Genomic DNA, 25,523 nt, shown 5'->3' on the forward strand with positions numbered 1-25,523 from the left:
CCGCCGCCGCCGCGCGCGAAGATTGGCAATTGCTACCCCGTGGCATGTATGATGTGCATAACCGCTGTATACCGCGTGGCCATCGCATGGCCCGTATCCCTGCGTCCCCCGCGCCGCGGGCGGCGCAATGCACACACGAATCCAGAGGATTGATTTGAACGTCACAACCGAAGAACTCTTGCTTGAGCCCGCTGACAATCAGCGGTTGAACAGTCTGTGCGGCCCGTTTGATGGCAACATTAAGCTGCTCGAACGCCGCCTGGGGATCGAAATCAATCACCGTGACAATCACTTTACGCTGGTCGGACGGACGCCCTGCGTGCGCGCCGCCGTGGACATTCTCAAGCGCCTGTATGTGGATACCGCGCCGGTGCGCGGCCAGACGGGCGATATCGACCCCGAGCAGATCCATCTGGCCCTCAAGGAGAGCCGGGTGCTGGAGCAGGCCGCCGAGCACGTGCCGGACTACGGCAAAGCGATCCACATCAAGACCAAGCGCGGGCTGATCAAGCCGCGTACCCCGAATCAGGCGCAGTACATCGCCAATATTCTCGACCACGATATCACCTTCGGCATCGGCCCGGCCGGTACCGGCAAGACCTACCTGGCGGTAGCGGCGGCGGTGGATGCCCTGGAGCGTCAGGAGATCCGCCGCATTCTGCTGACCCGCCCGGCGGTGGAAGCCGGTGAAAAGCTGGGCTTCCTGCCGGGCGATCTCAGCCAAAAGGTCGACCCGTACCTGCGTCCGCTGTACGATGCGCTGTTTGAAATGCTCGGCTTCGAACGGGTCGAGAAGCTGATGGAGCGCAACGTCATCGAAGTGGCGCCGCTGGCCTATATGCGCGGACGCACCCTGAACGATGCCTTTATCATTCTGGATGAGAGCCAGAACACCACCATCGAGCAGATGAAGATGTTCCTCACCCGCATCGGCTTTAACTCCAAGGCGGTGATCACCGGTGACATCACTCAGGTGGATCTGCCGCGCAGCCAGAAGTCCGGCCTGCGCCACGCCATTGAGGTGCTGTCGCCGGTGCAGGAGATCAGCTTTAACTTTTTCCACAGCGAAGACGTGGTGCGCCACCCGGTGGTCGCCCGCGTGGTGATGGCCTATGAGGCCTGGGACGCCGCGGAACAACAACGTAAAGAGGCCCTGGCCGCCGAGCGTAAACGCGAGGCGCAGGCCGCGCAAACACAGGAATAACCATGAGCAATATCATTCTCGATCTGCAGATCGCCTGCGTAGAGACCCCGGGGCTGCCCGCCGAAGGCGACTTTCTGCGCTGGCTAGAGGCGGTGCTGCCGCGCTTTCGCGATGAGGCCGAGGTGACCATCCGCCTGGTGGACGAGGCCGAAAGCCACGAGCTTAACCTCACCTACCGCGGCAAGGATCGCCCGACTAACGTCCTCTCCTTCCCGTTCGAAGCCCCGCCGGGCATCGAGCTGCCGCTGCTCGGCGACATGGTAATCTGTCGCCAGGTGGTAGAGCGCGAGGCGCAGGAGCAGAACATTGCTCCGCTCTCACATTGGGCGCATATGGTTGTGCACGGCTCGCTTCATCTGCTAGGGTATGACCACATCAGCGACGAAGAGGCTGAGGAAATGGAGTCTCTGGAAGCCGACATCATGCAGGCGCTGGGATATCCCGACCCCTACGCGGCGGAAAAAGAGTCCGACTGAACGACCCCCTCGGGGTCACGTTTGCGGTGGGCGATGACGCCCGCCGTTAAGATTGACCAGACAAAGAGTAACCATACATACACGCTATGAGCGACGACCATTCTCAGAATAGCGACAGCCCCAGTCCCCATAAGAAAGGCTTCTTTTCCCTTTTGCTCAACCAGCTGTTTCACGGTGAACCCAAGAACCGCAGCGATCTGGTGGAGCTTATCCGCGACTCCGAGCAGAACGATCTGATCGATCCCGATACCCGCGACATGCTGGAAGGGGTGATGGACATCGCCGAGCAGCGCGTGCGTGACATCATGATCCCGCGCAGCCAGATGGTGACCCTGAAACGCAACCAGACCCTGGACGAGTGCCTGGACGTCATCATTGAGTCGGCCCACTCGCGTTTTCCGGTGATCAGCGAAGACAAAGATCATATTGAAGGGCTGCTGATGGCCAAGGATCTGCTGCCCTTTATGCGCAGCGACGCCGAGCCGTTCCGCATCGATAACGTGCTGCGCCAGGCCGTGGTCGTACCGGAAAGCAAGCGCGTTGACCGCATGCTCAAGGAGTTCCGCTCCCAGCGCTATCATATGGCCATCGTCATCGACGAGTTCGGCGGCGTCTCCGGGCTGGTCACCATTGAAGATATTCTGGAGCTGATCGTCGGCGAGATCGACGATGAGTACGATGAGGTGGAAGATCGCGACGTGCGCCAGATCAGCCGCCATCTTTACACCGTTCGTGCGCTGACCCAGATCGAGGATTTCAACGACATCTTCGGCACCCGCTTCAGCGACGACGAGGTCGATACCGTCGGCGGCCTGGTGATGCAGGCGTTCGGCCATCTGCCGTCGCGCGGAGAGAGCATCGACATCGACGGTTACCAGTTTAAAGTCGCTATGGCCGACAGTCGACGTATCATACAGGTTCATGTCAAAATTCCGGATGCATCACCTCAACCGCAACTGGACCTGGAACCCTGAATAACCGATGACCATCGCCGCTTTACTGCAACGCCAGCGGGTACGCGCCCCGCTGGCGCTGATAACCGGTGCCTGTGGCACCCTGGCCTTTTCGCCCTACGACTTTTGGCCCGCCGCGCTTCTCTCTCTGTGCGGCCTGCTGGCCGTCACCCTCAATCGCACCACCCGTCAGGCCATGCTGCTGGGCTTCCTGTGGGGGCTCGGACTGTTCGGCAGCGGCGTCAACTGGGTCTACGTCAGCATTGAACAGTTCGGCGGTATGCCGACGCCGGTCAGCGTGTCGCTGGTTGTGCTGCTGGCGGCCTACCTAGCGCTCTACCCGCTGCTGTTCTGCGCCGTGCTTAACCGCCTGTGGCCAAAAACCACCGTCTGGCGCCTGGCGATCGCCGCCCCGGCGCTGTGGCAGGCGACGGAGTTCCTGCGCGGCTGGGTGCTGACCGGCTTTCCCTGGCTGCAGTTCGGCTACAGCCAGCTCAACGGTCCGCTGAAGGGCATCGCCCCGCTGGCCGGCGTGGACACCATCACCTATCTGCTGGTTATCATCAGCGGCCTGCTGGTGCTGGCCGCCGTCCAGCGCCGTCCCCTGACGCTGGCGCTGGCGCTGGTGCTGCTGTGCGCCCCCTGGCCGCTGCGACAGATGCACTGGTATCAGAGCCTGCCGCAGAAAGCGGTCAACGTGGCCATGGTACAGGGCGATATCGCCCAGTCGATGAAGTGGGATCCCAACGCGCTGATCGCCTCGCTGCAGACCTACCTGGAAGCGACTCGCCCCTACCTGGGTAAGGCGCCCATCATCATCTGGCCCGAATCGGCCATCGCCGATACCGAAGCCAACGAGCAGCCGTTCCTGACCATGATGGATCGCCTGCTGCGCGCCCACCACAGCAGCCTGATCACCGGGCTGGTGGACGAGCGCCCGGGAGCACGCGGCATGGATTTCTACAACTCCGTGATCGTGCTGGGGGGCGAGAGTCCCTACCAGTACCCGGCGCACCAGCGCTACAGCAAGCACCACCTGGTGCCGTTTGGCGAATTTGTCCCGATGGAGGATCTGCTGCGTCCGCTGGCGCCGTTCTTCAACCTGCCGATGTCCGCCTTCAGCCGCGGCGACTATGTGCAGCCGGCGCTGCGGGTGCAGGGATACAATCTGACCACCGCTATCTGCTATGAGATCGTGCTGGGCGAACAGGTGCGGGCCAACTTCCGCCCGGATACCGACTTCCTGCTCACCGTCTCTAACGACGCCTGGTTCGGCCACTCTATCGGTCCGTGGCAGCACTTCCAGATGGCGCGCATGCGGGCCTTGGAGCTGGGCCGACCGCTGCTGCGCGCCACCAATAACGGCATCACCGCCGCCGTGGACGCCTCCGGCAACGTCATCGCCCGCCTGCCGCAGTTTACCCGCGGCGTGCTGGAGGTGAACGTCACGCCGACCCGCGGCGAGACCCCCTATGCCCGCCTGGGCAGCACACCGCTGTGGCTGCTGAGCGCCGTAATGGGTGCGCTGGCGCTGATCTACGCCCTGCGCCGCCGCTAAGGCTCGCCTCCCCGAGTGCAGCCTTCGGGCTGCACTCGCTCACCGTTGGCACAGCGTTTGCAATCCTTTCCCCTGCGACGCCTCGCCGCCGGGTTTTCTCCCCCGCGACCCCGGGTGTTGCACCCTGATAGCGCATCTTCACGCACACAGGCTGTGCAAACCCCCTGTTTTGCCATAAAACGGTGCGCTTTTGATCTCATTTTGAAAACATATTGATATCATTTTATTTACATTAAGCTATGTTTTCTCCATAACGCCGCGCGCCTTCGTTCGGTGCGCGTATGATAAAAATAATATATAAAACATATAGATAAACACAACACCCCCACGATGGAAGGAGCAATGCATGCGTAAGTCTGTGTTATCACTAGTTCTTCTGGGCCTGTCTTTCCCCCTGTTTGTCGCCGCGCAGGACGCTACCGACGGCTCGCCGACCCTGCAAAAAATCAAAGACAGCGGCGTGATCGTGGTCGGCCACCGCGAATCCTCGGTCCCCTTCTCCTACTATGACAATCAGCAGCGGGTGGTCGGCTACTCCCAGGACTACGCCAACGCCATCGTCGACGCGGTGAAGAAACAGCTCAACCTGCCCGCGCTGCAGGTCAAACTGCTGCCAATCACCTCACAGAACCGCATCCCGCTGCTGCAAAACGGCACCTATGACGTCGAGTGCGGCTCCACCACCCACAACGCCGAACGCCAGCAGCAGGTCGCCTTCTCCAACACCCTGTTTATCGTCGGCACCCGCCTGCTGACGGCCAAGGAGAGCGGAGTACATGACTTCCGCGACCTGGCCGGTAAGCCGGTGGTGGTCACCTCCGGCACCACATCGGAAATCATGCTCAACCGCATGAACGAAAAGGATGACATGAAGATGCGCATCATCAGCGCCAAGGATCACGGCGACGCCTTCCGCACCCTAGAGAGCGGGCGGGCGGTGGCCTTCATGATGGACGACGCGCTGCTGGCGGGGGAGCGCGCCAAGGCCAAGCAGCCTGAGCGCTGGGTGATTGTCGGCACCCCGCAGTCCTATGAGGCCTACGGCTGTATGCTGCGCCGGGACGATCCGGCCTTCAAAAAGCTGGTCGACGACACCATCGCCCACGTGCAGACCTCCGGCCAGGCCGCCGACGGCTATCGGCGCTGGTTCGAACAACCCATTCCGCCGAAGAACATGAACCTGCAGTTCGCCCTCTCCGATGAGATGAAGACGCTGTTCGCCACCCCCAACGATCGCATCGCCGAATAATCAGCCCGGCGCCACCCCCTGTGCGCGGGGGTGCGCGTCTGCGGCGCGCCCCGCACGGCGGAGCGCCGGCTAACCGGAGTCACCTATGTCTATCGATTGGAACTGGGGCATCTTTCTGCAGCCGGCCCCCTTCGGCGGCACCACCTACCTGGGCTGGATTTGGTCCGGCATGCAGGTCACCGTCGCTCTGTCGCTGGCGGCCTGGGTCATCGCCTTTCTCCTCGGCTCACTGCTGGGGATCCTGCGCACCCTGCCCAGCCGTCCGCTGGCCATGATTGGCGCTCTCTATGTCGAGCTGTTCCGCAACGTCCCGCTGATCGTCCAGTTTTTTACCTGGTATCTGGTGGTGCCGGAGCTGCTGCCGACCGACTGGGGCAACTGGTTCAAAGGCGAGCTGGACCCGTCGATCCAGTTTTTTGTCTCCTCGCTGCTGTGCCTGGGGCTGTTTACCGCCGCCCGGGTCTGCGAGCAGGTGCGCGCCGCCATTCAGTCTCTGCCGGCCGGGCAGAAGAGCGCCGGACTGGCCATGGGCTTCACCCTGCCGCAGACCTACCGCTATGTCCTGCTGCCCAACGCCTATCGGGTGATCGTACCGCCGCTGACCTCTGAGATGCTCAATCTGGTCAAGAATTCGGCCATCGCCTCCACGATCGGGCTGATGGAGATGGCCGCTCAGGCCGGCAAGCTGCTGGACTACTCGGCGCATGCCTATGAATCCTTCACCGCCATCACTCTGGCCTATATCGCCATCAATGGCCTGCTGATGCTGGCCATGCACCTGCTGGAGCGGCGACTGCAGCTGCCGGGCAGCATGGGGAGCCGCTAATGTACGCATTCGACTGGAGCTCCATCGCCCCCAGCCTGCCCTATCTGCTGGACGGCATGGTGATCACGCTAAAAATAACGCTGACGGCGGTGGTGGTCGGCATTCTGTGGGGCACCCTGCTGGCGGTGATGCGGCTATCGCGCTGGAAGCCCCTCGCCTGGCTGGCCGCCCTGTATGTCAATCTGTTCCGCTCGGTACCGCTGGTGATGGTGCTGCTGTGGTTCTATCTGGTGGTGCCCAGCCTGCTGCAGCGCTTTCTCGGCCTGTCGCCCCAGAGCGATATCCGCCTGATCTCGGCGATGGTGGCCTTTGCGCTGTTCGAGGCCGCCTACTACTCCGAGATCATCCGCGCCGGCATCAAAAGCGTCGCCCGCGGGCAGAACGCCGCCGCGCTGGCCCTGGGAATGACCCCGTGGCAGTCCCTGTACCTGGTGGTGCTGCCGCAGGCGTTCCGCGCCATGGTGCCGCTGCTGCTCACCCAGGGCATCGTCCTGTTTCAGGATACCTCGCTGGTGTACGTGCTGAGCCTGGCGGACTTCTTCCGCACCGCCTCCACCATCGGCGAGCGCGACGGCACCCAGCTGGAGATGATCCTGTTTGCCGGCGCCGTCTACTTTATCATCAGCCTCAGCGCCTCGCTGCTGGTCAGCCATCTCAAGAAAAGGAGCGCCCTATGATCTCCCTGCAACAGGTCAGTAAATGGTATGGACAGTTTCAGGTGCTGAGCGACTGCAGCACCCACGTCGACAAGGGCGAGGTGGTGGTGGTCTGCGGCCCCTCGGGATCCGGCAAATCGACCCTGATCAAAACCGTCAACGGGCTGGAGCCGATCCAGCAGGGGCAGATCTGTGTCAACGGCACCGCGGTGCACGATCGCCGCACCGATCTGGCGCGTCTGCGCTCGCGGGTAGGCATGGTCTTTCAGCACTTCGAGCTGTTTCCGCACCTGTCGATCATCGATAACCTGACCCTGGCCCAGGTCAAGGTGCTGGGACGCGCCGCGCCGCTGGCGGTCAGCAAGGGGCAAGCGCTGCTGGATCGCGTCGGCCTGGCGGCGCACGCCGCCAAGTTTCCCGCTCAGCTCTCCGGCGGCCAGCAGCAGCGCGTCGCCATTGCCCGGGCGCTGTGCATGGATCCGGTGGCGATGCTGTTCGACGAGCCGACATCGGCCCTCGATCCGGAGATGATCAACGAGGTGCTGGACGTGATGGTCTCCCTGGCAAGAGAGGGGATGACCATGATGGTGGTCACCCATGAGATGGGATTCGCCCGCAAGGTGGCCAACCGGGTGATCTTTATGGATGAGGGACACATCGTCGAAGATCGCGAGAAAGATGCCTTCTTCAGCCAGCCCCACTCGGCGCGGGCGCGCGATTTTCTGGCCAAGATCATCCACTAGGCGAGCGCCTCGCCCGCCGATGGCCGGAGTGCGCCCCGCCTCACGCTTTGCCGTCCGGCGGCTGTTCGTCCGCCCATCGCAGGGGTATGGTGCCAGAACGAATCCGTCAATTACCTGGAGCGTTTCATGGCGTTACCCCTGATTATCGACTGCGACCCCGGCCACGACGATGCCATCGCCCTGATCCTAGCGCTGGCCAGCCCGGAGCTGGAGGTGCGTGCCGTCACCACCAGCGCCGGCAACCAGACCCCGGAAAAAACCCTGCGCAACGCCCTACGCATTCTCACCCTGCTGCGCCGCGGCGATATCCCGGTGGCCGGCGGCGCCGCCAAACCGCTGATGCGCGACCTGATCATCGCCGACAGCGTTCACGGCGAAAGCGGCCTCGACGGCCCCCGTCTGCCGGAGCCGGACTTTGCCCCTCAGCCCTGCGGCGCGCTGGCGCTGATGGCCCAGGTGCTGCGCGACGCGGCGCAGCCGGTCACCCTGGTGGCCACCGGCCCGCTGACCAACGTGGCGCTGCTGCTGGCCGCCCACCCGGAGCTGAAGCCGCGCATTGAACGCATCGTCATCATGGGCGGCAGCGCCGGCGCGGGGAACTGGACCCCTGCCGCCGAATTCAACATCTACGTCGACCCCGAGGCCGCCGAAATGGTGTTCCAGAGCGGGCTACCCATCGTCATGGCTGGCCTGGACGTGACCCACCGGGCGCAGATCCTCGACGCCGATATCGAGCGCCTGCGCGACATCGGCAATCCGGTGGCGCGCACCGTCGCCGAGCTGCTCGACTTTTTCATGCGCTATCACCGCCAGGAGCGATGGGGCTTTCAAGGGGCACCGCTGCACGACCCCTGCACCATCGCCTGGCTGCTGCGTCCGCAGATCTTTACCTGCGCCGAACGCTGGGTGGGGGTGGAGACCCGCGGGCGCTACACCACCGGGATGACGGTGGTGGATGACTACGCCCTGAGCGGCAACGCTCCCAATGCCACCGTGCTGCTGGACGTCGATCGCCAGGCCTTTGTCGATCTGCTGGCTGAACGGATCGCCGCCTATGGCGACATGGCGCAGGAGACCCCCGGCGTCGGCTGATGAGCCGCCCCGCGGGGAAAGGTGCCCGCCGCACGCGGCGGGCAAGCCCTCAGGGGCGGAAGGGACGGCGGTGAAACTGATCGTGACCGCAGCGCGGACAGCGCGGCAGGATCTCTGGGGTATACACATCCAGGTTAAAGTGGCACTTCTCGCACACCAGATGTCCCAGGCCAACCACCTCGCCGCTGTGATAAACGCCGTGGTGGTTCACATCCTGCAGCACCTCGCGCCACTCCAGCTGGGTTTTGTCGGTAATATCGGCCAGCTCCTGCCACAGGCTCTCCTTGATGACGCGCATAAACACGCTGTCTTCCATCTCATCGCGGCTATCCTGATAGGCGCGGGCAAACTCTTCCAGATCGCGGCGCATCGCCTGACGGATCTGTTCAATATCGGCCTCGCTCAGATCGCTGGCGTGGCGGAGCTGCTGCTCCGCGCTCTCCAGCAGCGCATCGATATCGCGCTCCCCCTTCTCCAGGCGTTTAGTCAACGCCGCCAGCCACTGCTGATAATAGTGCGTTACTTTGCTCATATCCTACCTCCGTTCAGCACCGCGTCAGAACATCTCTGGCCGGCCCCCTGCGGTGGCCCGCGTGAAAACTGCCTCTATAGCGTATATCAGGACGATCTGGGATCCCGCTTACCGTGCGCGGACAAGCGCTATCCCCGTTATATTTTAGCCGTAATTCATTGACAGACTGTGATCTTCACGTAGCGTATGTAACAAAACGGCACCAAGGGTAAGCCGACGGGGGGAAAGAATTCACCGCCGGCGCGCTCGGCGGTTGTTGCCCGCGACGCTTATCGGCTATCCTATGCCGATCACCATCACATATCAGGCTACAGGTGTAGCTGTTTTACTAACAGGACTTCCAGCTGCCATGCAAGAGCAATATCGTCCAGAGGACATTGAATCCCACGTCCAGCGCCATTGGGATGAACAGAAAACCTTCCAGGTCACCGAAGATGACAGCAAAGAGAAATACTATTGCCTCTCCATGCTGCCGTATCCCTCCGGCCGACTGCATATGGGCCACGTCCGTAACTACACCATCGGTGATGTGATTTCCCGTTACCAGCGCATGCTGGGCAAAAACGTGCTACAACCCATCGGCTGGGACGCCTTCGGCCTGCCGGCAGAGGGCGCGGCGGTGAAGAACAACACCGCGCCGGCCCCCTGGACCTATGCCAACATCGATTACATGAAGAACCAGCTGAAGCTGCTGGGCTTCGGCTACGACTGGAGCCGCGAAATCGCCACCTGTAAGCCGGATTACTACCGCTGGGAACAGTGGTTCTTCACCAAGCTGTATGAAAAGGGTCTGGTCTATAAGAAGACCTCTGCGGTCAACTGGTGCCCGAACGATCAGACCGTGCTGGCCAACGAGCAGGTCATCGACGGCTGCTGCTGGCGCTGCGACTCCAAGGTCGAGCGCAAAGAGATCCCGCAGTGGTTTATCAAGATCACCGACTACGCCGATCAGCTGCTCAACGACCTCGACAAGCTGGAAGACTGGCCGGAGCAGGTTAAGACCATGCAACGCAACTGGATCGGCCGCTCTGAAGGGGTAGAGATCACCTTCCGCGTCGCCGATCGCGACGACACCTTCGCCGTCTACACCACCCGCCCGGACACCTTCATGGGCGTCAGCTACCTGGCGATCGCCGCCGCGCACCCGCTGGCCCAACAGGCCGCCGCCAACAACCCGGCGCTGGCGCAGTTCATCGACGAGTGCAAGAACACCAAGGTTGCCGAGGCTGACATGGCGACCATGGAGAAGAAAGGCATGGCCACCGGCCTGTACGCCATCCACCCGCTGAGCGGCGAACGCCTGCCTATCTGGGTCGCCAACTTTGTGCTGATGGACTACGGCACCGGTGCGGTGATGTCCGTTCCGGCCCACGACCAGCGCGACTGGGAGTTCGCCGCCAAGTACCACCTGCCGATGAAGCCGGTGATCCTGGCCGCCGACGGCCAGGCGCCGGACATCAGCGCCGCCGCCATGACCGACAAGGGCGTGCTGTTCAACTCCGGCGAATTTGACGGTCTGGACTTCAGCGCCGCCTTCGACGCCGTCGCCAACCGCCTGATCGCCGCCGGCGTCGGCGAACGCAAGGTAAACTACCGCCTGCGCGACTGGGGGGTTTCCCGCCAGCGTTACTGGGGCGCACCGATCCCGATGGTGACCCTGGAAGACGGCAGCGTGATCCCGACGCCGGAAGACCAGCTGCCGGTGATCCTGCCGGAGGACGTGGTCATGAACGGCATCACCAGCCCGCTCAAGGCCGATCCGGCCTGGGCGAAGACCACCGTTAACGGTCAGCCGGCGCTGCGCGAAACCGACACCTTCGACACCTTCATGGAGTCCTCCTGGTACTATGCGCGCTACACCTGCCCGCAGTACGATCAGGGGATGCTGGATCCGCAGGCCGCCAACTACTGGCTGCCGGTCGATCAGTACGTCGGCGGTATCGAGCACGCCATCATGCACCTGATGTACTTCCGCTTCTTCCACAAGCTGATGCGTGACGCGGGCCTGGTGGACTCCGACGAGCCGGCCAAGCGCCTGCTGTGCCAGGGCATGGTGCTGGCGGACGCCTTCTACTACACCGGCGCCAACGGCGAGCGTAACTGGGTCTCTCCGGTGGATGTCATCGTAGAGCGCGACGACAAGGGCCGCATCACCAAGGCGACCGACCGCGACGGCCGCGAGCTGGTCTACGCCGGCATGAGCAAGATGTCCAAGTCGAAGAACAACGGCATCGACCCGCAGGTGATGGTAGAGCGCTACGGCGCCGACACCGTACGCCTGTTCATGATGTTCGCCTCCCCGGCGGAAATGACCCTGGAGTGGCAGGAGTCCGGCGTTGAGGGGGCCAACCGCTTCCTGAAGCGCGTCTGGAAACTGGCGTTCGATCACCAGCAGAAAGGGCCGACCGTCGCGCTCGACCTGACGGCGCTGAACGATGACCAAAAAGCCCTGCGCCGCGATCTGCACAAGACCATCGCCAAGGTGAGCGACGACATCGGTCGCCGTCAGACCTTCAACACCGCCATCGCCGCCGTGATGGAGCTGATGAACAAGCTGACCCGCGCCCCGCAGGAGAGCGAGCAGGATCGCGCCCTGATGCAGGAAGCCCTGCTGGCCGTGGTGCGCATGCTGTATCCGTTTACCCCGCACGTCTGCTTCACCCTGTGGAGCGCGCTGGGCGGCGTGGGCGACATCGACGTCGCGCCGTGGCCGGTCGCCGATGACGCGGCGATGGTCGAAGATAGCAAGCTGATCGTGGTACAGGTCAACGGCAAGGTGCGCGGTAAGATCACCGTTGCCGCCGACGCCAGCGAGGAGCAGGTGCGCGCGCTGGCGGCGCAGGAGCCGCTGGTCGCTAAGTACCTCGACGGGGTCACCGTACGCAAGGTGATCTTTGTGCCGGGCAAACTGCTCAACCTGGTTGTCGGGTGAGCCTAGGAGGACGTGTGCAACACCGTATTACTGCGCTGTTGCTGGGATTGGCGGTGCTGGTCACCGCCGGATGTGGATACCACCTGCGCGGCAGCGCGCAGGTTCCCAGCGAGTTTCATCAGCTGATCCTCGACAGCAACGACCCGTATGGCCCCTTCACCCGCGCGGTGCGCGAGCAGCTGCGCCTGAACGACGTCACCATCGTCGAGGCACAGAGCCTGCCGCCGCAGGACAGCGCCGCCAAGGCGGACCCGGCGGCCACGCCGCTGCCCTCTCTGCGGCTGCTCGGCGTCAGCCAGAGCCAGGACACCGTCTCTATCTTTAAGGACGGGGTCACGGCGGAGTACCAGATGGTGATGACCGTCAGCGCCCAGGTGCTGGTGCGCGGCCACGACCTCTACCCGCTGACGGTGCGCGTCTACCGCAGCTTCTTCGACAACCCGCTGGCCGCGCTGGCCAAGGATGCCGAACAGGCGATGCTGGTGCAGGAGATGTACCAACAGGCGGCGCAGCAGCTGGTGCGTAAGCTGATGAGCGTTCAGGCCGCCGAACTGCAAAATAACGACCGCAAAATGCGCGAAGCGGTCAGCGCACCCAAGGTACAGGGCAGCAACGACTTTGACCGGGTCAACACCGGCGTTATCGCTACGCCGGCCGCTCAGGCCGGACAGCCGGTGAAATGAGCCGGATTTACCCCGAACAGCTCGGCGCACAGCTGCAGGATGGGCTGCGCGCCTGCTACTTCATTCTGGGCAACGAGCCGCTGCTGATCCAGGAGAGCCTGGACCTGATCCGCCAGCGCGCCCGCGCCCACGGGTTTGACGAGCAGTTCAGCGTCACCCTCGATCCCCACACCGACTGGGATGCGCTGTTCAGTCAGTCCCAGTCGATGAGCCTGTTCGCCAGCCGCCAAATCCTGACCCTGACCCTGCCGGACAACGGTGTCAATGCGGCGATGGGCGAACGCCTGAGCCAGCTTGCCGCCCTGCTCCACCCGGATCTGCTGCTGCTGCTGCGCGGTCCACGCCTGACCCGTACGCAGGAAAACGCGGCCTGGTATAAACTGCTCAGCCCACAGGCCACCCTGGTCAGCTGCCAGACGCCGGAGCAGACCCAGCTACCGCGCTGGGTCGCTAACCGCGCGCGCCAAATGCAGCTGCAGCTCGACGAGGCGGCGCTACAGCTGCTCTGTTACTGCTACGAGGGCAACCTGCTGGCGCTCTCCCAGGCGCTGGGGCGACTCTCCCTGCTCTACCCCGACGGACGGCTGACCCTGCCGCGCGTCGAGCAGGCGGTCAACGATGCCGCCCACTTCTCGCCGTTCCACTGGCTGGACGCCATGCTGGCGGCGCGCGGCAAGCGTGCCTGGCACATTCTGAACCAGCTGCGCCAGGAGGGCTGCGAACCGGTGGTGCTGGTGCGCACCGTACAGCGCGAGCTGCTGCTGCTGCTGCAGCTCAAGAGTGGCGCGACGCAGACGCCCCTGCGCACGCTGTTCGATAAGCATAAGGTGTGGCAAAACCGCCGCCCGCTGCTGACCCAGGCGCTGCAAACCCTATCGCTGACCCAACTGCATCAGGCCGTGGCGCTGCTGAGCCAGTGCGAACAGATAATCAAACAGGATTTCGGCCAATCCGTATGGCCTCAGCTGGAGTCCCTGACCCTACTACTGTGCGGCAAGACGCTGCCGGAGAGTATGCTGCATGCCGAGTGAATCCCAACCGGCGGCGCCGTCCCTACTGGCGCTGTTCGGAGGCACCTTCGATCCTATTCATTATGGCCATCTCAAGCCGGTCACGGCGCTGGCGCAGGAGGTGGGGCTCGGCCACATCACCCTGCTGCCCAACCACGTTCCCCCGCACCGACCACAGCCAGAGGCCTGCGCCGCCCAGCGCCTGGAGATGGTGCGTCTGGCCATCGCCGACGATCCGCTGTTCTCCGTCGACGATCGCGAGCTGCGCCGCGACAGCCCCTCCTACACCATCGATACCCTGGAGGCGCTGCGCGCCGAGCTGGGCCCACAGCGACCGCTGGCCTTTATCATCGGCCAGGACTCCCTGCTGACCCTGCACAAATGGCAGCGCTGGCAGGACATTCTGCGCTGCTGCCACCTGCTGGTCTGCGCCCGCCCCGGCTATCCCGATCGGCTGGACACCCCGGCGCTGCAGGCCTGGCTGGAGCAGCACCGCACCCGCGACGTTCAGCGTCTACACCGCCAGCCCCACGGCTTTATCTATCTGGCCGACACGCCGCTGCTGTCGGTCTCTGCCACCGACATCCGTCAGCGCCGCCATCTAGGGATCAGCTGCGACGATCTGCTGCCGCGCGCGGTACAGCGCTACATTGAGCTACAGGGGCTCTACCGCTGAAGCGGCCCCTTTCGCCCCTTCGGTGATTGACAGGGATTTGCAGACTGATATCCTCCGCAGCAACGTATTCTCGCCCCGCTCGCCGGCGTGCGTCCCTCGCGGAACGCATCGGGCGCCGCGTGGGGAATCATGCTTGATATAACAGCATAAATTTAAGACCTATTGATTAGGGGGAACCTTTGCAAGGTAAAGCACTCCAAGATTTCGTTATTGATAAGATCGATGATCTGAAAGGCCAGGATATCGTCGCCATCGACGTCTGCGGCAAATCCAGCATTACTGACTGCATGATCATCTGCACCGGCACCTCCAGCCGTCACGTGATCGCCATCGCCGACCACGTGGTACAGTCGTCTCGCGCCGCCGGCCTGCTGCCGCTGGGCGTAGAAGGCCAGAACGGTGCCGAATGGGTGGTGGTCGATCTCGGCGACGTCATCGTGCACGTGATGCAGGAAGAGAGCCGTCGTCTGTACGAACTGGAAAAGCTGTGGAGCTGATGCGGTGAAACTGCAGCTGGTGGCGGTCGGCACCAAAATGCCCGACTGGGTACAAACCGGTTTTCTCGACTATATTAAGCGCTTTCCCAAGGATATGCCGTTTGAACTGACCGAGGTTCCGGCCGGGAAACGCGGTAAGAATGCCGATATTCGCCGCATTCTGGAGCGAGAAGGCGAGCTGATGCTGGCCGCGGTCGGCAAAGGCAACCGTATAGTCACCCTGGATATTCCCGGCAAACCCTGGGATACCCCAACGCTGGCCGGTCAGCTAGAGCGCTGGAAGCAGGACGGACGCGACGTCAGCCTGCTGATCGGCGGTCCCGAGGGGCTGGCGCCCGCCTGCAAGGCCGCCGCCGAGCAGAGCTGGTCTCTGTCGCCCCTGACCCTGCCGCACCCGCTGGTGCGCGTGCTGGTGGCCGAAAGCCTCTACCGGGCCTGGAGCATTACGGCCAATCACCCTTATCATCGTGAGTAATCGCCTGCCGGCCACGCCGGCAATGATGTTAATCCCGGCAGTACGCCTGAGCATGACGGAACGGAATGAAACTAGATCGTAACCCCTTTCGTGACTATTCGGCAGAGTCCGCCCTGTTCATCCGTCGTGCGCTGTTCGCTTTCGTCGGCGTACTGCTGCTGACCGGCGTGCTGCTCGCCAATCTGTACCACCTGCAAATTCTGCGTTTTGAAGACTACAAGACGCGCTCTAACGAAAACCGCATCAAGCTGGTGCCCATCGCCCCCAGCCGCGGCATGATCTACGATCGCAACGGCACGCCGCTGGCGTTTAACCGCACCATCTACCAGCTAGAGGTGATCCCCGAAAAGGTCGACGGGATGAAAGAGCAGCTCGATGCGCTGCGCCCGATCGTCGATCTGAGCGACGAGGATCTCGACAGCTTCCAGAAGGAGCGTAAGCGCTCGCGCCGCTTCACCTCGATTCCGCTGAAGACCGCCCTCAACGAGGTGCAGGTGGCCCGCTTCGCCGTCAACCAGTTCCGCTTCCCCGGCTTTGAGGTCAAGGGCTACCAGCGCCGCTACTACCCCTACGGTTCCGCCCTGACCCACGTCATCGGCTATGTCTCCAAGATCAACGACAAAGACGTCGAGCGTCTGGACAAAGAGGGGAAGCTGGCCAACTACGCCGCCACCCACGATATCGGCAAGCTGGGCATCGAACGCTACTATGAGGACGTGCTGCACGGCAAAACCGGCTATGAAGAGGTCGAGGTCAACAACCGCGGGCGGGTGATCCGCCAGCTGCACGAACAGCCGCCCCAGGCGGGCAAAGATATCTACCTGACGCTGGATCTCAACCTGCAGCGCTATATCGAACAGTTGCTGGTCGGCAGCCGCGCCGCCGTGGTGGTCAGCGATCCGCGCAGCGGCGGGATCCTGGCGCTGGTCTCCACCCCCAGCTACGACCCCAACCTGTTCGTCGACGGCATCTCCGGCAAGGATTACCGCGGCCTGCTCAACGACCCCAACCGGCCGCTGATCAACCGCGCCACCCAGGGGGTCTATCCCCCCGCTTCGACGGTAAAACCCTACGTCGCGGTCTCGGCGCTCAGCGCTGGCGTTATCTCCCGCAATACCACCCTCTTCGACCCCGGCTGGTGGCAGCTGCCCGGGTCAGAGAAGCGCTTCCGCGACTGGAAAAAGTGGGGCCATGGGCGGCTGAACGTCACCAAGGCACTGGAGGAGTCGGCGGACACCTTCTTCTACCAGGTGGCCTATGACATGGGGATCGACCGCCTGAGCGAGTGGCTGTCCAAGTTCGGCTATGGCCAGTATACCGGTATCGATCTGTCCGAGGAGCGCTCCGGCCTGATGCCGACCCGCGAATGGAAGCTCAAGCGCTACAAGAAACCCTGGTATCAGGGCGACACCATTCCGGTCGGCATCGGCCAAGGCTACTGGACCGCGACGCCGATCCAGATGGCTAAGGCGCTCAACACCCTGATCAACGACGGCAATGTCAAGGTGCCGCATCTGCTGATGAGCACCCGCATCAACGGTCAGCAGGTGCCGTTTCGTCAGCAGGAAAGCCAGCAGATAGGGGATATTCACTCCGGCTACTGGGAGATCGCTAAAGATGGCATGCTCGGCGTGGCCAACCGTCCCAATGGCACCGGCTACAAGTATTTTGGCAACGCCCCGTATAAAATCGCCGCCAAGTCCGGTACCGCCCAGGTCTTCGGCTATGAGACCTACAACGCGCATACCATCGCCGAACATCTGCGCGACCATAAGCTGATGACCGCCTTCGCCCCCTATGACAACCCGCAGGTGTCGGTGGCCATCATTCTGGAGAACGGCGGCGCCGGTCCGGCGGTGGGCACCATCATGCGCCAGATCCTGGATCACATCATGCTGGGCGACAACAATACCCAGCTTCCCAATGCAGCCCCCACGCCGCCCGGCGTGGAGGGCGACTGACAGGCATACGGATTCACCATGACTGAGAATCAACAAAAACGCTCAATCTGGGCCAAGATGCACATCGACCTGCCCTTCCTGCTCTGCATTCTGGCGGTGCTGGTCTACAGCGCCGTCGTTATGTGGAGCGCCAGCGGCCAAGATGTCGGCATGATGGAGCGCAAGATCGGCCAAATCGTCATGGGCCTGCTGGTCATGATCGTCATGGCGCAGATCCCGCCGCGCGTCTACGAACACTGGGCGCCCTATCTGTATATCCTCTGCGTCATCCTGCTGATCCTGGTGGACGCCTTCGGCCAGATCAGTAAAGGGGCCCAGCGCTGGCTTGACCTGGGCTTCGTGCGCTTTCAGCCCTCGGAGATCGCCAAGATCGCCGTGCCGCTGATGGTGGCGCGCTTTATCAACCGCGACGTCTGCCCGCCGTCGCTCAAGCACACCGGCATCGCGCTGATCCTGATCTTCCTGCCGACCCTGCTGGTCGCCGCCCAGCCGGACCTGGGCACCTCGATCCTGGTCGCCGCCTCCGGGCTGTTCATTCTGTTCCTGGCGGGCATGAGCTGGCGCCTGATCGGGCTGGCGGTGCTGCTGGTGGCCGCCTTTATTCCGGTGCTGTGGTTCTTCCTGATGCACGACTATCAGCGCGACCGGGTGATGATGCTGCTCGATCCGGAAAGCGACCCGCTGGGCGCCGGCTACCACATCATCCAGTCAAAAATCGCCATCGGCTCCGGCGGCCTGAGCGGCAAGGGGTGGCTACACGGCACCCAGTCGCAGCTGGAGTTTCTGCCGGAGCGCCACACCGACTTTATCTTCGCCGTGCTAGCCGAGGAGCTGGGGCTGTTCGGCGTACTGCTGCTGCTGGCGCTGTACCTGCTGATCATCATGCGCGGACTGTATATCGCCGCCCGCGCCCAGACCACCTTTGGCCGGGTGATGGTCGGCGGTTTAATGTTGATTCTATTCGTTTATGTTTTCGTTAATATCGGCATGGTTAGTGGCATTTTACCGGTGGTTGGCGTACCTTTGCCTCTGGTCAGCTACGGTGGCTCGGCGCTGATCGTACTGATGGCCGGGTTTGGCATCGTGATGTCGATCCATACCCATCGCAAAATGTTATCCAAGAATCTATAGAGGTCGCGATGAGAATGGCGCACAACTCCTGGCTCAGCCTGAGCCTGGCCTGTCTGATCCTGGCAGGCTGTTCCACCAACGACAGCGGCGAGACCCAGGCGCCGCCGCAGCCGGCCTACAGCGGCCCGATCGAAGAGATCCCCGGCGTTGAACCGCGCTATGAGCCCGCCATTCCCAGCGCCAATCAGGATTACAGCCGTAACGGCCAGCGCTACACCATCGTCAAGGATCCGTCCAACTTCTCCCAGATAGGCCTGGCGGCCAGCTACGGCGAAGAAAACCGCGGCAACGTCACCGCCAGCGGCGAACAGTTCAACCCGGAGGCGATGAGCGCCGCCCACCCGACGCTGCCGATCCCCAGCTACGTGCGGGTCACCAACCTGGCTAACGGGCGCCGCATCGTGGTGCGGATTAACGACCGCGGCCCCTATACCCCGGGACGCATCATCGATCTCTCCAGCGCCGCCGCCAACCGCCTGAACATCACTCAGCATACCAAGGTGCGCGTCGACTTTATCAACGTTGCGCCGGACGGCAGCCTGTCCGGGCCGGGCACCATCGGCACCCGGGTCGCCAAGCAGAGCTATGCCCTGCCCGCCCGCCCGGAGATCGGCATGGAGAGCCCGCAGCTCACCGTAAGTCCCTCCGCCGCGCCAAGCCAGCCGGCGGTCCGCGCCATCGAGAACCCGACGCCGGCAAGCCTGGCGCCGACGGCAGAGGCCGCGCAGGGACAGAGCATGCCGGTCAGCGCCCCCGCCAACCATAGCGGCAGCTTCCTCGGCGCGCCTCAGCCGTTGCGCAGCGGCGTGCTGGAAGAGAGCGCCCCGGTCGCACCGGTCGCCCCCCCGGCCCCCGCCAGCGCAGCGGCAGCTCCGGCAGTCGTCGCCAGCCACGCCGTGGCCAGCGGCCACTATCTGGTGCAGGTCGGCGCCGTCAGCAGCAGCTCGCGCGCCGCCCAGTGGCAGCAGCAGCTGAGCCAGCGCTTCGGCGTCCCCGGCAAAGTCGAGGCAAACGGCGCCCTCTACCGCGTCCAGCTGGGGCCGTTTACCCACCGGGCGCAGGCCAGCGCGCTGCAGCAGCGGCTGAGCAGCGAGGCCGGGCAACAGTCGTTCATTACCATGGCGCCCTGAGCCCGTTGACGCGGGCCCGCCCGTCGCGGGCCATGCAACACTTATACACATATTGATTGTGTAAAAAACCATTGCCACGCTATGCCTTAGCGTACCATCTGCTATAGTGTGGCTCGTTTGTCACTGTTTAATTCACGGATGTTGTAGTCCCCATCATGAAACGCAAAGTTGCTTCCCAAACACTGAAATACGCTGTCGCCGGCGGTCTGCTGGCCGTGGCGCTCACCGGTGCGGCCCGCGCCGACGACGTTAACCTGAAGACCATGATCCCGGGCGTGCCGCAAATCGATGCCGAAGCCTATATTCTGATCGACTACAACTCCGGCAAGGTGCTGGCGGAGCACAACGCCGACGAGCGACGCAACCCGGCTTCGCTGACCAAGATGATGACCAGCTATGTCATCGGGCAGGCGATGCGCGCGGGCAAGTTCGGTGAGAACGACGTCGTCACCGTCGGTAAAGACGCCTGGGCGACCGGAAACCCGGTGTTCCAGGGCTCCTCGCTGATGTTCCTCAAGCCGGGCGATCAGGTCTCCGTGGGGAACCTGATCCGCGGGATCAACCTGGTCTCCGGTAACGATGCCTGCGTCGCCATGGCCGACTATGTCGCCGGTAGCCAGGACGCCTTCGTCGGCCTGATGAACAGCTACGTGAAGGCGCTGGGTCTGCAGAACACCCACTTTGAGACGGTACACGGCCTGGACGCGTCGGGGCAGTTCAGCTCCGCCCGCGACATGGCGCTGATCGGCCAGGCGCTGATCCGCGACGTTCCCCATGAGTACGCCATCTACAAAGAGAAAGAGTTCACCTATAACAACATCCGCCAGACCAACCGTAACGGTCTGCTGTGGGATACCAGCATGAACGTGGACGGCATCAAAACCGGCCATACCGCCTCTGCCGGCTATAACCTGGTGGCCTCGGCGACCGAGGGCAACATGCGCCTGATCTCCGCCGTCATGGGCGGCCGTACCTTTAAGGGGCGCGAGACCGAGAGCAAGAAGCTGTTGACCTGGGGCTTCCGCTTCTTTGAAACCGTCTCGCCGCTGAAGGCCGGGCGTGAGTTCGCCTCTGAGCCGGTCTGGTTCGGTGACACCGACCGCGCCCAGCTGGGGGTGGATAAAGACGTCTACCTGACCATTCCGCGCGGACGGATGAAAGATCTCAAGGCCAGCTACGTGCTGAACAGCAACGAACTGGATGCCCCGCTGGCCAAAGATCAGGTGGTCGGCACGATCAACTTCCAGCTGGACGGCAAGACTATCGAACAGCGCCCGCTGGTGGTGCTGAACGAAGTGAAAGAGGGTGGCTTCTTCAGCCGGATGATCGATCATATCAAGCTGCTGTTTCATCGCTGGTTTGGTTAATCTGTGGCCAGCCCCTTGAAAAGGGCGTCATCGGCCCCATTTAATCAGTAAGCAAGACTCCCGCTACGGCGGGAGTTATAATTTGTAGATAGTGCAATACGCTGGAGCTCACATGAAAACCAAACTGAATGAACTGCTCGAATTCCCGTGCGAGTTTACCTATAAAGTCATGGGACTGGCACAGCCTGAGCTAGTTGATCAGGTTGTCGAAGTGGTACAGCGCCATGCGCCGGGTGACTACACCCCGCAGGTTAAGCCGAGCAGCAAAGGAAACTACCACTCCGTTTCCATCACCATCAATGCGACGCACATTGAGCAGGTTGAGACGCTGTATGAAGAGCTGGGCAACATTGAAATCGTTCGCATGGTTCTGTAATCACAGTTAATTAACTAAAATACAGCATTTATCGCGGCCCGGTATGGCATCACAGCCTACCGGGCCGCGCTTTTTTGCCGATTCGGCACTGGTGAGGAGGGGCGACAGTCGGTATAATGGCCTTACCAATTTTTTAACCTGAAGATGACGCCATTGCAACAAGATAGCCTCATACTGCGTCAGCTGGGGTTGCAGCCCTACCTCCCCGTCTCGCAGGCTATGCATCGATTCACCGATCGTCGTGACGCCGAGACGCCTGACGAGCTGTGGCTGGTAGAGCACCCCGCCGTATTTACCCAGGGGCAGGCCGGTAAGGCTGAGCATCTGCTCAATCCCGGCGACATTCCGGTTATCCAGAGCGATCGCGGTGGCCAGGTCACCTATCACGGCCCCGGACAGCAGGTGATGTACGTTCTGCTCGATCTGCGCCGCGGCCACCACGGCGTGCGCGAGCTGGTCAGTTGGCTTGAAGAGAGCGTAGTACGTACCCTGTCAGAGCTGGATATTCAGGCCTATCCGCGTCCCGATGCGCCGGGCGTCTACGTTGACGGGCAGAAAATCTGCTCCCTCGGCCTGCGCATCCGCAAGGGGTGTTCGTTCCACGGCCTGGCGCTGAATATCGCCATGGATCTCTCCCCTTTCCAGCGTATTAATCCCTGTGGCTACGCCGGCCTGCAGATGACCCAGGTCAGCGCGCTGTGCCCGGGGGCGACCCTAACGCAGGTTCAGCCCCGCCTGGTGCACCATTTTACCCAACTGCTCGGCTATACCCGGCTTGAGCACAGCCAGTGGAATCCGCAAGACTATGAGTAAACCAATTCAGATGGAACGCGGCGTGAAATACCGCGACGCAGACAAGATGGCCCTGATCCCGGTGAAATCCGTCGCCGTTGAGCGTGAGCAGATGCTGCGCAAGCCGGAGTGGATGAAGATCAAGCTGCCGGCCGATTCCAGCCGAATTCAGGGTATCAAGGCGGCGATGCGCAAGAATGGCCTGCACTCCGTGTGCGAAGAGGCCTCCTGCCCCAACCTGGCCGAATGTTTCAACCACGGCACCGCCACCTTTATGATCCTGGGCGCCATCTGCACCCGCCGCTGTCCGTTCTGTGACGTGGCCCACGGTCGTCCGCTGGCGCCCGACGCCAACGAACCGGAAAAGCTGGCGCAGACCATCGCCGACATGGGACTGCGCTACGTGGTGGTCACCTCCGTTGACCGCGACGATCTGCGCGACGGCGGCGCCCAGCACTTTGCCGACTGTATCCGCGCCATTCGCGCCAAAAGCCCGCAGATCCGCATCGAAACCCTGGTGCCGGACTTCCGCGGCCGCATGGATCGCGCCCTGGCGCTGCTGCAGGACAATCCGCCGGACGTGTTCAACCACAACCTGGAAAACATTCCGCGGCTGTACCGCCAGGTGCGCCCCGGCGCCAACTATGAGTGGTCTCTGCGCCTGCTGCAGCAGTTCAAGCAACAGCATCCGCAGATCCCGACCAAGTCAGGGCTGATGGTAGGGCTCGGCGAGACCAATCAGGAAATTATTGAAGTGATGCGCGATCTGCGCGCGCACGGCGTCACGATGCTGACCCTGGGGCAATACCTGCAGCCGAGCCGCCACCATCTGCCGGTGCAGCGCTACGTCAGCCCAGAGGAGTTTGCCGAAATGAAGGCCGAGGCGATGGCCATGGGCTTTACCCACGCCGCCTGCGGCCCCTTTGTCCGCTCCTCTTACCATGCCGACCTACAGGCTCAGGGCATGGAGGTCAAGTAAGCGCGTACAAACGCAGCGCAGGGCCGATCGGATCAGCCCTGCGCTACCGCCGTTGACAAAACTGGTTACAACTTAGGGATGTTCCTTCTTCCCCCGATTCCGGAGTGCGCCCCCTCGGCCCGCTCCCCGAATATCCGGATTATTCTTTATTCTCTACCCGGGGCGCCGCCTCTGCGCCGTCACTTTTTTTGGCCGCCGGCGTCTCGTCGTTCATCGCTTTTTTGAACCCCTTCAGCGCCGCCCCGAGATCGGACCCCAGCGTACGCAGCTTATTGGTACCAAACAGCAATACGATCAGCACAGCAATGACCAGAAGCTTGGTAATACTAATACCTTCCATAAATACCTTCTTATGTTGTATACCGCACCGCCCAGGCGGCCGAAGAAACATCGCTTGCAGTAAGCAAGGGTTATTAACCGTAAAAACGGCTAACGGCGCAAAAACAAGATGTAACAGAGTTAAACGAACTGTTCTCAGTCCGCGAACCGCGGCAGGCGAGGAGAGAGGAAAGAAACGGGGGAAAGGGGCCGACCGCAGACGCGGCCCGGCATGGTGACCCGTCGCTCAGGGACGGTCGCTGCTCTGCGCGCCCAGCGTGGCCAGATACGCATTAAACGCCGCCGCATCGCGCGCCAGCGCCTCGATATGTCCGCCCACGATCTTGAACTGGCGCAGCAGGCCGTTGTTCTCCGGCAGCGAGCCCAGATCGACCAGCTTACGGGTCAGCTGCTCATTCTGCTGCAGCAGGGCCGCCTCGCGCTGACGCGCCTGCGCCAGCTGCAGCTGCATGCCTTCACACTCCTGCTGCCACGCCAGGCGCTGCTGTTCAAAGCTTGATTTCAGATCGTCCAGCGCTGCCAACGAATTCCGCAGCTGTACTTCCAAGTCAGACATTGCACCTTCCCCCGGACGGTACGGCGCAGCGCGCCGCACATCGCCGATACATTAACTACGTCACATGACACCCGATACACCGGCCTTTTCTTCTTACGCCAGTCATCATAATTAGCTTGCTGGATAAATGCGACCCTTTGCCGGGGGTTACCCAAGAATTCAAGCAAAATCCTATACGTCCGTCAGCCGTCGTACGGCATCCACGCCTGTGCAGACCCACCGCGCGGCGGTGGGTCGCACGCTTACGGCAGCGGGTTGCCCGCCGCCAGATAAATCTGATACCACTCCTCGCGGCTCAGGCTCACCTCGCACGCCTGCGCAATCTGCGCCAGCCGCTCCGCATTCATGCTGCCGGCCACCACCTGCATCTGCGCCGGATGGCGCAGGATCCAGGCCGTCGCCAGCGTGGTCTTACTGACGCCGTGGCGGGCGGCGATCGTCTCCAGCGCCTGATTCAGCGGCGCAAAGTCCGGATGATCCAGGAACACCCCGCTGAACATGCCGAACTGGAACGGCGACCAGGCCTGCAGGGTAATATCATGCAGGCGGCAGTAGTTCAGCGTATCGCCGTCGCGATCGACGGCGGCGTCGCTCTGCACATTGACGTTGATCCCGCTGCGCACCATGCCGCAGTGGGCGATGCCAAACTGCATCTGGTTCACCCGCAGCGGCTGCGTCAGAACCTTCTGCAGCAGCGCCATCTGCAGCGGCGCGTGGTTGGATACCCCAAAGGCCCTGACCTTGCCGCTCACCTGCAGGCGGTCGAACGCCTCGGCCACCTCCTGCGGCTCCACCAGCGCATCGGGGCGGTGCAGCAGCAGCATATCCAGATAGTCACACTGCAGGCGCTGCAGGATATCGTCCACCGACGCCATAATATGGCGGAAGGAGAAATCATAGTAGCCGCGGCGGATCCCGCACTTGGACTGAATAAAGACCCCCTCTCGCCGCGCGCCGCTCAGGCGGGCCGCGCGGGCAAAGCGACGCTCGCACTCCCCGCCGCCGTAGATATCGGCGTGATCGAACGCGCTGATCCCCAGCGCCAGCGCGTGGTCGATCAGGCTGGCGGCCTGGCGGTCGTCCAGTTCGGTCAGGCGCATGCAGCCCAGCGCGATGGCCGAGACCTGCGGGCCGTCGGCGCCCAGTGTCATCTGTTTCATCTTCACTCCTCTCTGTGCTAAACCCGCGGCGGCGGGCGTCGGTGGGTGTCCCCGAGTATGACGCTCACTATGCCATAGGCGGCTGACCGCAGGCCGTCGGCGGCGTAACATTTATCACGCCGGCTGTAACAAACTTATACGTTTATGGGTATGACAATTTCATGAAAAGA

General features: G+C 62.6%; 26 protein-coding genes. 22 read left to right on the top strand and 4 right to left on the bottom strand.

Annotated elements, in window-relative coordinates:
* The first annotated feature begins 154 nt into the window (after positions 1–154).
* From L1P05_RS12605 to rihA, 9 genes are all read left to right on the top strand, one after another.
* Complete coding sequence (locus L1P05_RS12605; RefSeq protein WP_012849454.1) at positions 155–1,204, top strand: PhoH family protein; 1,050 nt, start codon at positions 155–157, stop codon at positions 1,202–1,204.
* A 2-nt stretch (positions 1,205–1,206) separates the two neighbouring features.
* Positions 1,207–1,680, top strand: a complete 474-nt coding sequence (gene ybeY, locus L1P05_RS12610; RefSeq protein WP_012849456.1) for an rRNA maturation RNase YbeY — start codon at positions 1,207–1,209, stop codon at positions 1,678–1,680.
* Between the two features lie 86 nt (positions 1,681–1,766).
* Positions 1,767–2,654, top strand: coding sequence for a CNNM family magnesium/cobalt transport protein CorC (corC, locus tag L1P05_RS12615; RefSeq protein ID WP_012849457.1), 888 nt, complete (start codon positions 1,767–1,769; stop codon positions 2,652–2,654).
* 7 nt (positions 2,655–2,661) lie between these two features.
* On the top strand, positions 2,662–4,191 hold the full coding sequence (gene lnt, locus L1P05_RS12620) for an apolipoprotein N-acyltransferase (protein WP_012849458.1): 1,530 nt from the start codon (positions 2,662–2,664) through the stop codon (positions 4,189–4,191).
* 346 nt (positions 4,192–4,537) lie between these two features.
* A complete protein-coding gene (locus tag L1P05_RS12625; protein WP_012849459.1) occupies positions 4,538–5,440 on the top strand; it encodes a glutamate/aspartate ABC transporter substrate-binding protein in 903 nt (300 codons plus the stop codon).
* An 85-nt stretch (positions 5,441–5,525) separates the two neighbouring features.
* Complete coding sequence (locus L1P05_RS12630) at positions 5,526–6,266, top strand: amino acid ABC transporter permease (RefSeq protein WP_012849460.1); 741 nt, start codon at positions 5,526–5,528, stop codon at positions 6,264–6,266.
* Positions 6,266–6,943: a glutamate/aspartate ABC transporter permease GltK gene (gene gltK / locus L1P05_RS12635; protein WP_012849461.1), complete on the top strand. Its 678-nt coding sequence runs from the start codon at positions 6,266–6,268 to the stop codon at positions 6,941–6,943. The genes L1P05_RS12630 and gltK overlap by 1 nt, the downstream gene beginning before the upstream one ends.
* Positions 6,940–7,665 carry an amino acid ABC transporter ATP-binding protein gene (locus tag L1P05_RS12640; RefSeq protein WP_012849462.1) on the top strand — a complete coding sequence of 242 codons (726 nt, stop codon included), beginning with the start codon at positions 6,940–6,942 and terminating at the stop codon, positions 7,663–7,665. The genes gltK and L1P05_RS12640 overlap by 4 nt, the downstream gene beginning before the upstream one ends.
* Before the next feature lie 126 nt (positions 7,666–7,791).
* The gene (gene rihA / locus L1P05_RS12645) at positions 7,792–8,757 is read left to right on the top strand and encodes a pyrimidine-specific ribonucleoside hydrolase RihA (RefSeq protein WP_012849463.1); all 966 of its coding nucleotides are present in this window, start codon (positions 7,792–7,794) and stop codon (positions 8,755–8,757) included.
* Positions 8,758–8,806: 49 nt separating this feature from the next.
* On the opposite strand, the gene L1P05_RS12650 is transcribed toward rihA, so the two are convergent.
* Positions 8,807–9,289 (bottom strand): zinc ribbon-containing protein, encoded by a 483-nt coding sequence (locus L1P05_RS12650; RefSeq protein WP_012849464.1) that lies wholly within the window; start codon positions 9,287–9,289, stop codon positions 8,807–8,809.
* Positions 9,290–9,638: 349 nt separating this feature from the next.
* Here L1P05_RS12650 and leuS point away from each other — a divergent pair, with 349 nt between their 5' ends.
* The 13 genes from leuS to lipA all read left to right on the top strand — a co-directional run bounded on the left by leuS (position 9,639) and on the right by lipA (position 23,298).
* Positions 9,639–12,221 carry a leucine--tRNA ligase gene (leuS, locus tag L1P05_RS12655; protein WP_012849465.1) on the top strand — a complete coding sequence of 861 codons (2,583 nt, stop codon included), beginning with the start codon at positions 9,639–9,641 and terminating at the stop codon, positions 12,219–12,221.
* 14 nt (positions 12,222–12,235) lie between these two features.
* Entirely contained in the window at positions 12,236–12,904 is a 669-nt protein-coding gene (gene lptE / locus L1P05_RS12660; RefSeq protein ID WP_012849466.1) for an LPS assembly lipoprotein LptE, read from the top strand.
* Positions 12,901–13,935, top strand: coding sequence for a DNA polymerase III subunit delta (holA, locus tag L1P05_RS12665; protein ID WP_012849467.1), 1,035 nt, complete (start codon positions 12,901–12,903; stop codon positions 13,933–13,935). The genes lptE and holA overlap by 4 nt, the downstream gene beginning before the upstream one ends.
* The gene (gene nadD / locus L1P05_RS12670; RefSeq protein WP_012849468.1) at positions 13,925–14,590 is read left to right on the top strand and encodes a nicotinate-nucleotide adenylyltransferase; all 666 of its coding nucleotides are present in this window, start codon (positions 13,925–13,927) and stop codon (positions 14,588–14,590) included. Before holA ends, nadD begins: the two co-directional genes overlap by 11 nt.
* 179 nt (positions 14,591–14,769) lie before the next feature.
* Complete coding sequence (gene rsfS, locus L1P05_RS12675; protein ID WP_012849469.1) at positions 14,770–15,087, top strand: ribosome silencing factor; 318 nt, start codon at positions 14,770–14,772, stop codon at positions 15,085–15,087.
* Between the two features lie 4 nt (positions 15,088–15,091).
* Positions 15,092–15,562, top strand: a complete 471-nt coding sequence (gene rlmH, locus L1P05_RS12680) for a 23S rRNA (pseudouridine(1915)-N(3))-methyltransferase RlmH (protein ID WP_012849470.1) — start codon at positions 15,092–15,094, stop codon at positions 15,560–15,562.
* Between the two features lie 65 nt (positions 15,563–15,627).
* Positions 15,628–17,523: a peptidoglycan DD-transpeptidase MrdA gene (gene mrdA, locus L1P05_RS12685; protein ID WP_012849471.1), complete on the top strand. Its 1,896-nt coding sequence runs from the start codon at positions 15,628–15,630 to the stop codon at positions 17,521–17,523.
* 18 nt (positions 17,524–17,541) lie between these two features.
* Entirely contained in the window at positions 17,542–18,654 is a 1,113-nt protein-coding gene (gene mrdB, locus L1P05_RS12690; protein ID WP_012849472.1) for a peptidoglycan glycosyltransferase MrdB, read from the top strand.
* An 8-nt stretch (positions 18,655–18,662) separates the two neighbouring features.
* Positions 18,663–19,784 carry an endolytic peptidoglycan transglycosylase RlpA gene (rlpA, locus tag L1P05_RS12695; protein ID WP_012849473.1) on the top strand — a complete coding sequence of 374 codons (1,122 nt, stop codon included), beginning with the start codon at positions 18,663–18,665 and terminating at the stop codon, positions 19,782–19,784.
* A gap of 155 nt (positions 19,785–19,939) precedes the next feature.
* Positions 19,940–21,151: a D-alanyl-D-alanine carboxypeptidase DacA gene (dacA, locus tag L1P05_RS12700; RefSeq protein ID WP_012849474.1), complete on the top strand. Its 1,212-nt coding sequence runs from the start codon at positions 19,940–19,942 to the stop codon at positions 21,149–21,151.
* A 112-nt stretch (positions 21,152–21,263) separates the two neighbouring features.
* Complete coding sequence (ybeD, locus tag L1P05_RS12705; RefSeq protein WP_012849475.1) at positions 21,264–21,527, top strand: DUF493 family protein YbeD; 264 nt, start codon at positions 21,264–21,266, stop codon at positions 21,525–21,527.
* A 144-nt stretch (positions 21,528–21,671) separates the two neighbouring features.
* Positions 21,672–22,340, top strand: coding sequence for a lipoyl(octanoyl) transferase LipB (gene lipB / locus L1P05_RS12710; protein WP_071818530.1), 669 nt, complete (start codon positions 21,672–21,674; stop codon positions 22,338–22,340).
* Positions 22,333–23,298, top strand: coding sequence for a lipoyl synthase (lipA, locus tag L1P05_RS12715; RefSeq protein WP_015462113.1), 966 nt, complete (start codon positions 22,333–22,335; stop codon positions 23,296–23,298). The genes lipB and lipA overlap by 8 nt, the downstream gene beginning before the upstream one ends.
* A gap of 139 nt (positions 23,299–23,437) precedes the next feature.
* Here the strand turns inward: lipA and tatE are convergent, their stop codons facing one another.
* The 3 genes from tatE to L1P05_RS12730 all read right to left on the bottom strand — a co-directional run bounded on the left by tatE (position 23,438) and on the right by L1P05_RS12730 (position 25,353).
* A complete protein-coding gene (gene tatE / locus L1P05_RS12720; RefSeq protein WP_012849478.1) occupies positions 23,438–23,638 on the bottom strand; it encodes a twin-arginine translocase subunit TatE in 201 nt (66 codons plus the stop codon).
* A 225-nt stretch (positions 23,639–23,863) separates the two neighbouring features.
* The gene (locus L1P05_RS12725) at positions 23,864–24,193 is read right to left on the bottom strand and encodes a hypothetical protein (RefSeq protein ID WP_015462114.1); all 330 of its coding nucleotides are present in this window, start codon (positions 24,191–24,193) and stop codon (positions 23,864–23,866) included.
* Positions 24,194–24,435: 242 nt separating this feature from the next.
* Positions 24,436–25,353, bottom strand: coding sequence for an aldo/keto reductase (locus L1P05_RS12730; RefSeq protein WP_012849480.1), 918 nt, complete (start codon positions 25,351–25,353; stop codon positions 24,436–24,438).
* Positions 25,354–25,523: the final 170 nt, after the last annotated feature.

The organism is Edwardsiella piscicida (assembly GCF_021733145.1).
Classification (GTDB): Bacteria; Pseudomonadota; Gammaproteobacteria; order Enterobacterales; family Enterobacteriaceae; genus Edwardsiella; species Edwardsiella piscicida.

Coding starts and splice junctions, on each gene's coding strand:
- ybeY (WP_012849456.1), top strand. CDS start 1,207: ATGAGCAATATCATTCTCGATCTGCAGATCGCCTGCGTAGAGACCCCG.
- corC (WP_012849457.1), top strand. CDS start 1,767: ATGAGCGACGACCATTCTCAGAATAGCGACAGCCCCAGTCCCCATAAG.
- lnt (WP_012849458.1), top strand. CDS start 2,662: ATGACCATCGCCGCTTTACTGCAACGCCAGCGGGTACGCGCCCCGCTG.
- L1P05_RS12625 (WP_012849459.1), top strand. CDS start 4,538: ATGCGTAAGTCTGTGTTATCACTAGTTCTTCTGGGCCTGTCTTTCCCC.
- L1P05_RS12630 (WP_012849460.1), top strand. CDS start 5,526: ATGTCTATCGATTGGAACTGGGGCATCTTTCTGCAGCCGGCCCCCTTC.
- gltK (WP_012849461.1), top strand. CDS start 6,266: ATGTACGCATTCGACTGGAGCTCCATCGCCCCCAGCCTGCCCTATCTG.
- L1P05_RS12640 (WP_012849462.1), top strand. CDS start 6,940: ATGATCTCCCTGCAACAGGTCAGTAAATGGTATGGACAGTTTCAGGTG.
- rihA (WP_012849463.1), top strand. CDS start 7,792: ATGGCGTTACCCCTGATTATCGACTGCGACCCCGGCCACGACGATGCC.
- L1P05_RS12650 (WP_012849464.1), bottom strand. CDS start 9,289: ATGAGCAAAGTAACGCACTATTATCAGCAGTGGCTGGCGGCGTTGACT.
- leuS (WP_012849465.1), top strand. CDS start 9,639: ATGCAAGAGCAATATCGTCCAGAGGACATTGAATCCCACGTCCAGCGC.
- holA (WP_012849467.1), top strand. CDS start 12,901: ATGAGCCGGATTTACCCCGAACAGCTCGGCGCACAGCTGCAGGATGGG.
- nadD (WP_012849468.1), top strand. CDS start 13,925: ATGCCGAGTGAATCCCAACCGGCGGCGCCGTCCCTACTGGCGCTGTTC.
- mrdA (WP_012849471.1), top strand. CDS start 15,628: ATGAAACTAGATCGTAACCCCTTTCGTGACTATTCGGCAGAGTCCGCC.
- mrdB (WP_012849472.1), top strand. CDS start 17,542: ATGACTGAGAATCAACAAAAACGCTCAATCTGGGCCAAGATGCACATC.
- rlpA (WP_012849473.1), top strand. CDS start 18,663: ATGAGAATGGCGCACAACTCCTGGCTCAGCCTGAGCCTGGCCTGTCTG.
- dacA (WP_012849474.1), top strand. CDS start 19,940: ATGAAACGCAAAGTTGCTTCCCAAACACTGAAATACGCTGTCGCCGGC.
- ybeD (WP_012849475.1), top strand. CDS start 21,264: ATGAAAACCAAACTGAATGAACTGCTCGAATTCCCGTGCGAGTTTACC.
- lipB (WP_071818530.1), top strand. CDS start 21,672: ATGACGCCATTGCAACAAGATAGCCTCATACTGCGTCAGCTGGGGTTG.
- lipA (WP_015462113.1), top strand. CDS start 22,333: ATGAGTAAACCAATTCAGATGGAACGCGGCGTGAAATACCGCGACGCA.
- tatE (WP_012849478.1), bottom strand. CDS start 23,638: ATGGAAGGTATTAGTATTACCAAGCTTCTGGTCATTGCTGTGCTGATC.
- L1P05_RS12725 (WP_015462114.1), bottom strand. CDS start 24,193: ATGTCTGACTTGGAAGTACAGCTGCGGAATTCGTTGGCAGCGCTGGAC.
- L1P05_RS12730 (WP_012849480.1), bottom strand. CDS start 25,353: ATGAAACAGATGACACTGGGCGCCGACGGCCCGCAGGTCTCGGCCATC.